Here is a 244-nt window from a genome sequence, read left to right on the forward strand (position 1 = left end):
GTTTTCCCTTCTTTAGAAACATGTCTTTTGGTAAGCACAATGAAATCACATTGTCCTCAAGAAAAGCTGGTTCTTCTATTTATCTCTAATTGTTTTGCGAACTGCCACTTTTTATGGTCTTCTCTAAATTGCTCTATTTTGTAAATAGGCACTCCAAACCTTTCAGATATTGGTTCATCATCATAATCAGTGGTCTCCAGATAAATTCTTGCCATTTCTTCCGCTATCTCTTGCCTTGCTTCCT

1 protein-coding gene is annotated in these 244 nt (G+C 36.5%); it reads right to left on the bottom strand.

Translation table 11 applies throughout. The features are described from left to right. Nucleotides 1-56: 56 nt before the first annotated feature. Nucleotides 57-244, bottom strand: a 188-nt coding sequence (locus LKX83_RS32795; protein WP_227887465.1) for a hypothetical protein, incomplete at its 5' end; no start/stop codon positions are given.

This window comes from Cohnella baijiui (assembly GCF_020731285.1).
Taxonomy (GTDB): domain Bacteria; phylum Bacillota; class Bacilli; order Paenibacillales; family Paenibacillaceae; genus Cohnella.